General features: G+C 57.1%; 7 protein-coding genes. 5 read left to right on the forward strand and 2 right to left on the reverse strand.

Annotation, left to right across the window (positions count from 1 at the left end):
* The first annotated feature begins 97 nt into the window (after positions 1–97).
* The gene (locus tag AAAB16_RS18145; RefSeq protein WP_340664587.1) at positions 98–670 is read left to right on the forward strand and encodes a TetR/AcrR family transcriptional regulator; all 573 of its coding nucleotides are present in this window, start codon (positions 98–100) and stop codon (positions 668–670) included.
* A gap of 41 nt (positions 671–711) precedes the next feature.
* Here the strand turns inward: AAAB16_RS18145 and AAAB16_RS18150 are convergent, their stop codons facing one another.
* The gene (locus AAAB16_RS18150; protein ID WP_340664581.1) at positions 712–1,455 is read right to left on the reverse strand and encodes an NAD(P)-binding domain-containing protein; all 744 of its coding nucleotides are present in this window, start codon (positions 1,453–1,455) and stop codon (positions 712–714) included.
* A 193-nt stretch (positions 1,456–1,648) separates the two neighbouring features.
* Positions 1,649–2,707, reverse strand: coding sequence for an AraC family transcriptional regulator ligand-binding domain-containing protein (locus AAAB16_RS18155; protein ID WP_340664582.1), 1,059 nt, complete (start codon positions 2,705–2,707; stop codon positions 1,649–1,651).
* Between the two features lie 216 nt (positions 2,708–2,923).
* Here AAAB16_RS18155 and AAAB16_RS18160 point away from each other — a divergent pair, with 216 nt between their 5' ends.
* The 4 genes from AAAB16_RS18160 to AAAB16_RS18175 are packed head-to-tail and all read left to right on the forward strand — an operon-like array spanning position 2,924 to position 8,355.
* Positions 2,924–3,823 carry a M24 family metallopeptidase gene (locus AAAB16_RS18160; protein WP_340664583.1) on the forward strand — a complete coding sequence of 300 codons (900 nt, stop codon included), beginning with the start codon at positions 2,924–2,926 and terminating at the stop codon, positions 3,821–3,823.
* Complete coding sequence (locus AAAB16_RS18165; RefSeq protein ID WP_340664584.1) at positions 3,820–5,076, forward strand: hypothetical protein; 1,257 nt, start codon at positions 3,820–3,822, stop codon at positions 5,074–5,076. Before AAAB16_RS18160 ends, AAAB16_RS18165 begins: the two co-directional genes overlap by 4 nt.
* A gap of 46 nt (positions 5,077–5,122) precedes the next feature.
* Positions 5,123–6,976, forward strand: a complete 1,854-nt coding sequence (locus tag AAAB16_RS18170) for a DUF1302 domain-containing protein (protein ID WP_340664585.1) — start codon at positions 5,123–5,125, stop codon at positions 6,974–6,976.
* An 11-nt stretch (positions 6,977–6,987) separates the two neighbouring features.
* Positions 6,988–8,355: a DUF1329 domain-containing protein gene (locus AAAB16_RS18175; protein ID WP_340664586.1), complete on the forward strand. Its 1,368-nt coding sequence runs from the start codon at positions 6,988–6,990 to the stop codon at positions 8,353–8,355.
* The last annotated feature ends 155 nt before the right edge of the window (positions 8,356–8,510 follow it).

Here is an 8,510-nt window from a genome sequence, read left to right on the forward strand (position 1 = left end):
ACGGACACGTGTCCGTTTGAGAGGGGAAGTTACCGGACAACTGTCCGCTTTTCAATGCAGTCAAGGAAAAACTTTGCCCAAGAATGACGAATTGGCGATGCGTTCTGACGCCAAGAAAAACCGCGAACAAATTCTGAAGGTCGCGGTTGCGGAGTTGACGCTCGATCCTACGGTCCCGCTGAGCGCGATTGCGAAGAAAGCGGGAGTGGGACAAGGCACGTTCTATCGCCATTTCGCGAACCGAGAGGACCTGGTACTGGAGGTCTATCAATTCGAGATGCAGCAAGTGGCCTCGTTGGCGGAGGAACTGCTCGCTGCCAAATCGCCTAAAGAAGCACTCAGAGAATGGATGGACTGCCTCGCTGAATACGCAATGACAAAGGCCGGACTTGCGGCGGCGATACGACAAGCAGCCTCGATTCATGCGTTTCCAGGGAAGTCGGGGTACGCGCCTGTCCAAACAGCAGCCGAGTTGCTTTTAAGGGCTAATGAAAAGGCCGGAACGATTCGTAGCGGTGTTACTCACGACGATTTTTTTCTGGCCATTACTGGAATATGGCAAGTCGATGCTCAGAGCGAATGGCGCCCGCGTCTTGATCGATTGATGAACCTTGTGATGGACGGGCTGTGTGCCGGCAGCCCCGAAAGCCTGAAGACGAAAAACACCTAGCGTTTTAAATCCAGGAACGTCTATCAGCTGGGCATCGGCACTTACGCCGAAACGTTTGTGGTCAGCGCTCGATTTTTTGCCACGACTTTTTCATGAGTGAGGTCTTTCTCCGACATGAAAAACGTCATCAGCGCATCACGATTCAGCGGCGCTAGCGCCTTGTCGGCTGTCGCCAGTGCCGACGTGAGTTCATCAAGGTGCAATTCGGTGCAGTAAGCCGGGGTACCCGGCTGCTGGCGCCATGAATCGATCAGGCTGCCTGCATCCAATGCTTCGAAGCCTGTCTCTTCAACCAGACGCCGGACCAATGCCTTGGCCTGGCCATCATCACCAGCAACCGGAATAGCGATACGCGAAGGTGCGCTGGCCGGCTGGCCTTTGCTAACCAACGTTTCAGCCAGCAACGCGTTCCACGCCTTTACTACCGGGCGACCGATCTGCTCGCTAACCCAAACACTTTCAGGCTTGCCGCTATCGACCTCTTTAATCTCTTCATCGCGAAACGGGTAGTAGTTGGACGTGTCGATCACAACAACATCGGCCGGTACCTGAGCCAGAAGACTCGCCAGCTCAGGAAGCCTCGCAAAAGGAATCGAGACTACAATCGCCTCAACGCCCCGAACAGCTTCTTCCTTGCTTGCTGCAGTAGCGCCTGCGTCGCTGGCTAATTCGCGGATGGAGTCTGGCCCCTTCGAGTTGGCGAGTTTTACCTCGTGCCCACTGGCAGCTAGTTTTTTTGCAAGTGTCGCGCCGATGTTCCCGGCGCCAATAACTCCAATCTTCATGGTTTAGCCTCGTTCAGGGAAGGGCAGTGTTGGCTCGTCACTCGCTGACGGGATGCCCGCTTTTTGGCGTTAGCGGTCTTTCGCAATTGACTGCTTGCAGCCAAATTCTCGCTTACGGTTTTTGGCCGGCTGGCCGGGAGCATCGCAGACAGTTCAGCGCTGCTAGTCACGATGGCCAGTGCTGGACATTCCTTCAGTAAGCCACGTCGCGGATATGCTTGCGATACTGATTGGGCGTGGTGCCCGCCCAATCGCGAAACGCTTTCACGAAGTTCGAAGTGTCGTTGAAGCCCGAACGTTGGGCGATGATTGAAATTGGTAAACCTGTTCCCTGAAGCAGTTGAGCAGCGGTTTCGAAGCGTACTTCGCGTAGCAGCTGGCGGTAGTTGCAGTCTAGGTCATCGAGGCGGCGGTTCAGGGTCCGAGTGGACAGATTGAGGCGTCTTGCGATTTCCTCGACGCTGGGCGGCGCCCCCAATTCTTTACGCAAATGCACGCGAATCTGTTCGGGCAATGACAGCGGCGTGCGGCTGCGACTCGACGCCTCTTCACAGCGTTGGACCGCCACTTTGAACAAGGTTGGACAGGCACCCGGCAGTCGGCGATCCAGTAAGGTGCGAGGAATCAGCACCTGGCAGTACGGTTGGCCGAATTTAACCTTTTCCCCCAGGATTTCATGGTAGGGATTGAGGTCTTTTGGCGCCGGGTAATCGAACTCCACTTCCAGGTCGAGTTGTGAGATGGGTGTCTCGAGCGCGAGTGCCGTCTGGTTGGTGATTGCGGTTAGCCACGACTCCTGGTTGAAGAAGTATCGGTCCTCTAATGGCACGAGCTTTGACGCGATAATTGCCAGGTGGCGTGGCCGTTCTACGATGCGCATATCAAATGCGCTACCCAACAGTTTTTGATGTTTTAACCCACTCTCGAACGACTGCCTCAAGGTAGGGGCCATGGCGTACAGAGCGCCAAGTTCGCCAAGGTGTGAGTAACGAATGCGCGCGCCGAAGAGCAGGCCCAGGCGAGGGTTTTTCGTGATGGCTAGCGCACGCGAAATGATCACTGCCAATTGGCGATAGCTAAGCTGGGTATCGGGATGGCTGAAATGCTCCAGTCGCAACCCTGTACCTTCCAGAAGCGGCTCTGCTCCGAGCCCCTGCTCCAGGAGAACTTCCATCAGCAGCGCAGGCAGCGGCACCGGAACCAAGAGTTCGGTGAGAGAGATAAACGACGAACTTTCAGACTCAGACCGCATGTTGAGCTTTCCCCGCAATGGCGGAATTCAACCATCACTTTGGCCGGTGAGCAACATTCAAGGGTTTTCACCACTCGTAGCATTGGACTCATAACAACAACACCGAGTCCCCATCATGCACCCATCCAGTTGTTTCTGGTCGGCCTGGAGTCGACCGCAGTTTTCTGCCTCATGCCATCCGCGTATCGAACTCTCCCCTAACGAGGAGAATCGATAATGCCCATCGGTTATTCGCTGAAGCCGTCGGGGTTGTTTGATCGGCTCTACCGCTGGATTTCAAAAACATCTTCCAGATATTCAGGGGGCGCCGAGCAGCTGCCTCCACCGGAAGCCATGGCCGGCTATTTGAAGGCTCAGCGACTGGCCTACGCCGCCGTTCAACATGTTGGAAAGCTTCTGCATGTAGGGATGACCGAGCAACAAGCGGCAGAGTTGCTTGAGGCGTATCTGCGTGAACACGGCACCGAACGTTATCTGCATCGGGCCTTCGCATGGTTTGGCGAACATTCCCGCTTTGACGGGTACCAGGATTACGCCGATTACCACCCCAGCTCTCGCGCCCTGCGTGCTGAAGACGTGGCGATCCTTGATGTTTCGCCGGTGGTCGACGGCTACATCGGAGATGTGGGCTATGCGCTATCTCTGACGCCAAACCCGGAGTTGGACAGAGCGAAGGACTTTCTGCTCCAGCTGCGCGACGACATTCCGAAGATGTTCGCCAGTGAGATGACGGCGGCAGCCATCTGGGCTGAAATCGACCAACGCATTCAGGCCGCTGGCTTCGACAACGTTCACGCCAAATATCCCCATTGCGTCCTTGGGCACCGCGTATTTCGGGTGAAACCCAAGCAAGGCAAACACCTGCGCGTGGGTACTCGCTCGTTTGGCTGGTTCTCTCTGGAAACCAACCTGACCTTTCTCAAGCTTGGCCTTTCAGCAGCTCTGACTCCCGAGCACATCGGCAACAAGCTTGGTCTGTGGGCCATCGAACCGCACATCGGTTTTGCCGGGGGAGGGTGCAAGTTCGAGGAGGTTCTGGTCGTCGAGCCACACGGCGTTTATTGGCTTGATAACGAGGTGCCTCACGTTATCGAGGCGCGGGAGAAACGTACATGAAGTTGAAATCGAAGTTAGGCGTGCTAACGCTCGTAATCGTGGGTGCCGCGTGGGCGCTGAGCGCACCTCCCGAGTACGTGAAATCTGCCTCGGCATATCAAATGGGCGAGATCAGTGCGGACATGCAGGCGGCCAAAGTCAGCGAGAATCCATCACCCACGGTGAGCGGTATTGATGTTCCTGGCCATGATGATGTGCTGATTCAAGAGGACACCCATCAGGCGTTTATCACAGCGCGTGACGGTTGGTTCTGGCGAATGGATATGCAAACCGGCAAGGCTGAGCGCTTCGTCAAGACGCCGCTTGTTCCGTCCGGTGCGCGCTTCGTCCCGGACGATCACAACCGCATCCTGTTCTGCAATTCCCATCTCTACGGCTTTACGCCCGAAAAAGAAGCGCCGGTCGGCGTTTACGAGCTGAACATCGCCACGCGAGTCATCAAGCCTGTTGCGCTGCGCGTGCCACTTCCGCCGCCGCTTAACCCTCATGCCGCGCTCGGCACGTTGCAGCCACTAGGCACCGGGGCTATGGCGACCGCCGACCTGAACGACAGCAACAGTCGCCCTGTGCAGTTCTGTAATGACCTGGATATCAGCAAAGACGGCAAACGCATCTACATGTCCGAACCGTACGCCTCGCCGGGCGCCGGAATGGGGGAGGCGGCGTTTGAGGAGGCTGTCAGCTTGGCGAACAACGGCCGACTGTGGATGTTCGATCTGGAGCGGCAATCAGCCCAGCTCATCGTCCAGGATCTGCACTTTGTCGACGGCATCCTGGTTGATCGCGGTTCGGAAGATCTGCAGGGCATTGAGCGTTCGGTCGTGATCAGCGAAACGCCAAAGTTCCGCATGCTCCGCTTGTTCATTGCCGGGGAAAAAGCCGGTCACATTGAAGTGCTGCAGGAGGGCATGCCAGGCATGCCGGACGGCATCAGCCGGGACGAAAAAGGCCGGCTATATGTTGCGCTGTATTCCCCTCGCACAAAGCTGGCGACGTGGCTGCACGCCAATCCGTGGATCAAGCCGTTGATCTTGCGTCTCCCGCACAGCCTGTTCTCCGAGCAAAAGCAGACCGGTTTCGTCGTCCTGGATCCTTCAGGCAAGAAGGTTCTGTACTGGCTTGCTCACGACGGTAGCCAGGTGCGCGGCATCTCAAAAGTGCTGCCGGAAAAGGATGGAATCTATTTGGCCAGCTTCGCCAAAGATAACCACGGCGTTCATCGAATCGAGTACCCGCGAAACCTTAAAGACTGATTTCGCCGCGGCACCCCATAACAACAACAAAAGTGGAGACATTGCCATGCGCAACATAAAACCGCTGGCGCTCGCCATTTGTGCAGCGACCAGTTCACCTAGCTTTGCCGTAACCTTTCAAGTCGGGGAGCTGGAAGGGCAGTTTGATACTGCTCTTTCAGTCGGGGCGAGTTGGTCGACGCAGAGTGCTAAAAGCGATTTTATCGGCGCCAATAATGGCGGTAAGGCGGCCTCGGTGCTTAGCGATGACGGGCGCCTGAATTTTGAAAAAGGCGAAACGTTTTCGAAGATCTTCAAGGGCTTGCACGACCTAGAGCTGCGTTACGGCGATAGCGGCGCCTTCTTTCGCGGCAAGTACTGGTACGACTTCGAGTTGAAGGATGAAAGCCGGCCGTGGAAGGACATCAGCGATAGCAACCGCAAGGTTGGCGCACGCTCCTCCGGTGCCCAGTTATTGGATGCGTTCGTCTATCACAACTACGAAATCGCCGGTCAGCACGGCTCTGCCCGCGTAGGTAAGCAGGTGCTGAGTTGGGGGGAAAGTACCTTCATTGGTGGCGGTATCAACAGCATCAACCCGGTTGACGTAGCCGCCTTCCGTCGCCCTGGCGCGGAGATCAAAGAAGGGCTAATTCCAGTCAACATGTTCTCCTTGTCTCAAAGCCTCACCGAAGATCTTTCGTTAGAGGGCTTCTATCAACTGGACTGGGAGCAGACCGTAGTCGACAACTGCGGCACCTTCTTTGGTACAGACAACGTGGCCGACGGCTGTGATCAGAACATCGTAGGGCCGAACGTTTCGGGGAATGCCCTGGCCCGCGCGGCGCTGGATCCTTTTGGTATACAACTTACGCCCGAGGGGATCGTCATGCCGCGGGTTAGCGACAATGACCCCCGCAACTCCGGGCAGTGGGGCGCGGCATTACGTTGGTTCTCCACACCGTTGGATACCGAGTTTGGCGCGTATTTCATGAACTACCACAGCCGCACGCCTTACTTTAGCGTGGTTGCCGGGCCGAATATCGCTGACCTCAACTTTGCCGGCAGCGTGTGCTCGAACCTGGGCATTCCTTCGGTAGCGTGCCCGGGCGTTGTTGCTTCGCCTACGGGGCAGTCGCTTGTGAGCGCCTATCGGTTGGGTACCAGCAAGTACTACTTCGATTACCCGGAAGACATCCGTCTTTACGGCGTCAGTTTCTCCACCACCCTGGAGACGGGAACCGCGCTGTCTGGCGAGCTCAGCTACCGGCCTAACGCACCGCTGCAGATCAATGGTGCGGACCTGGTCACCGGGCTCTTGGGAGCGTCCGCGCTGTCGCCTGTTTATGCGGACGCCACGCCCGGCAACAACCAGGCCGTAGCGGGATATCGCCGTAAAGAAGTCACTCAACTGCAGATGACGGCCACGCACTTCTTCGACCGGGTCATGGGCGCAGAGCGGCTGACGTTAGTCGGAGAGGCGGCCATGGTTCATGTCGGCGGTTTGGAAGGCAAGGGTGGCCTTCGCTACGGCCGGGATGCGGTCTACGGCACCGGAGCGTTGAGCACAGGCGGCCTTTGCCAGAGCACCACCAACACAACCCGGCCCGATGAGTGCAACGACAATGGGTTTACTACGGCCAATTCGTGGGGCTATCGCGTTCGCGCCGTGTGGGACTACCGCAACGTATTTGCGGGGGTCAGTCTGCGCCCCAACCTGGCCTGGTCGCACGATGTGGAGGGCTACGGGCCTACAACCAACCCCTTCAACGAGGGCGCCAAGGCGCTGAGCGCCGGACTCGATGCCGAGTACGACAAGACCTACACCTCCAGCCTTTCCTACACCAATTATTTTGGCGGTGACTACAACACCCAGGTTGATCGCGATTTCATCGCGCTCAGCTTCGGCGTGAACTTCTAATGGTGAAGACAATGAACAACTACAAGAACCTGATTAGTGGCTCCACGTTATTGATTTCCCTGTGGGCTGGCGCGTCTTTCGCGGCTGTTAGCGTGCAAGAAGCAGCGGCGCTGGGACAAGCCTTGACCCCGGTCGGGGCAGAAAAAGCTGGCAACGCAGATGGCAGCATTCCAGCCTGGACCGGCGGCCTGGCAAAGGACGCCGGTGCAGTGGACGGTAATGGGTTCATGACCGATCCCTATGCGGCCGAGAAACCGCTGTTCACCATCACGGCCGAGAATGCCGAGCAGTACAAGAGCAAGCTGAGCGAAGGCCAGTTAGCGATGTTCAAGCGCTACCCGGAAAGCTTCCACATGCCGGTTTACACCACGCACCGCAGCGCGGTGTTTCCGGATAACTGGCTGGAAAAAACCCGCGAAAACGCGGAGAAGGTAAAACTGTCGGGCGGGGGAAATACGCTCGAAAACTATCGAATGGGCGTGCCGTTCCCTATCGCCAAAGACGGCTTAGAAGCCATCTGGAACCACGAAGCCCGCTATGTCGGTTCAACGCTGCAGCGCAATATCATTACGGCTGCACCCCAAGCCAACGGTCAATTCACCGCGAGCCTGCTGGACCAGTATGTGGCGATGCAGTGGGCCCTGACCGACTACGACAGCTCGCGTGATTCGAACGTGCTCTTCTACTACAAGTGGAGAACGGTATCGCCCGCACGCCTGGCAGGTGACGTATTGCTGGTACACGAAACGCTGGACCAAGTGAAAGAACCACGGATGGCGTGGGTGTACAACGCGGGTCAGCGTCGGGTGCGACGTGCGCCCCAAGTGTCTTACGACGGTCCTTCCACAACGAGCGACGGTCAACACACCTCGGACAACTTCATGATGTACAACGGCGCGCCAGATCGTTACGACTGGAAGCTGGTGGGCAAAAAGGAGATGTACGTTCCGTACAACGCTTATCGCCTGGATGACCCCAAGCTCAAGTACATCGACTTGATCAAACCGGGTCACTTGAACGCCGACTACACCCGCTATGAACTGCACCGCGTCTGGGTGGTGGAGGCGGTGTTGAAGCCAGGCCAGCGTCATATCTACGCCAAGCGCCGGCTGTATCTGGACGAAGATACCTGGCAAGCGCTGGTGGTGGATCACTTCGACAGCCGCGGCCAGCTATGGCGCATGGCCGAGGGGCATATGGAACAGGTTTACCAGCAGCAAATACCGCTGATTCTCGTGGAAACCTGCTACGACGTGTTGAACGGTCGCTACTTCATCTCAGGGCTGCGCAACGAGATCACCAACGCACCTAAATACGGTATCCCGCTTTCTTCTGACGACTTCACGGCAGCCGCACTGCGCCGCTCTGGCGTGCGCTAAACAACGAACGCTACTGGCCAAGGGTGAACCCCGAGGCGTTGGGTCGCCCTTACGGGCGGCCCTTTTTTGTTAACAGCAGAGGTCCAAGATGAAGAAGTCGGTGGTTATACCCGGTGTTTTATTGGGGGGGGTATTCGCGTGGTGGGGGCTCAGCT

Origin of the sequence: Pseudomonas sp. (assembly GCF_037994325.1) — a bacterium.
In the GTDB taxonomy this organism is placed as follows: Bacteria; Pseudomonadota; Gammaproteobacteria; order Pseudomonadales; family Pseudomonadaceae; genus Aquipseudomonas.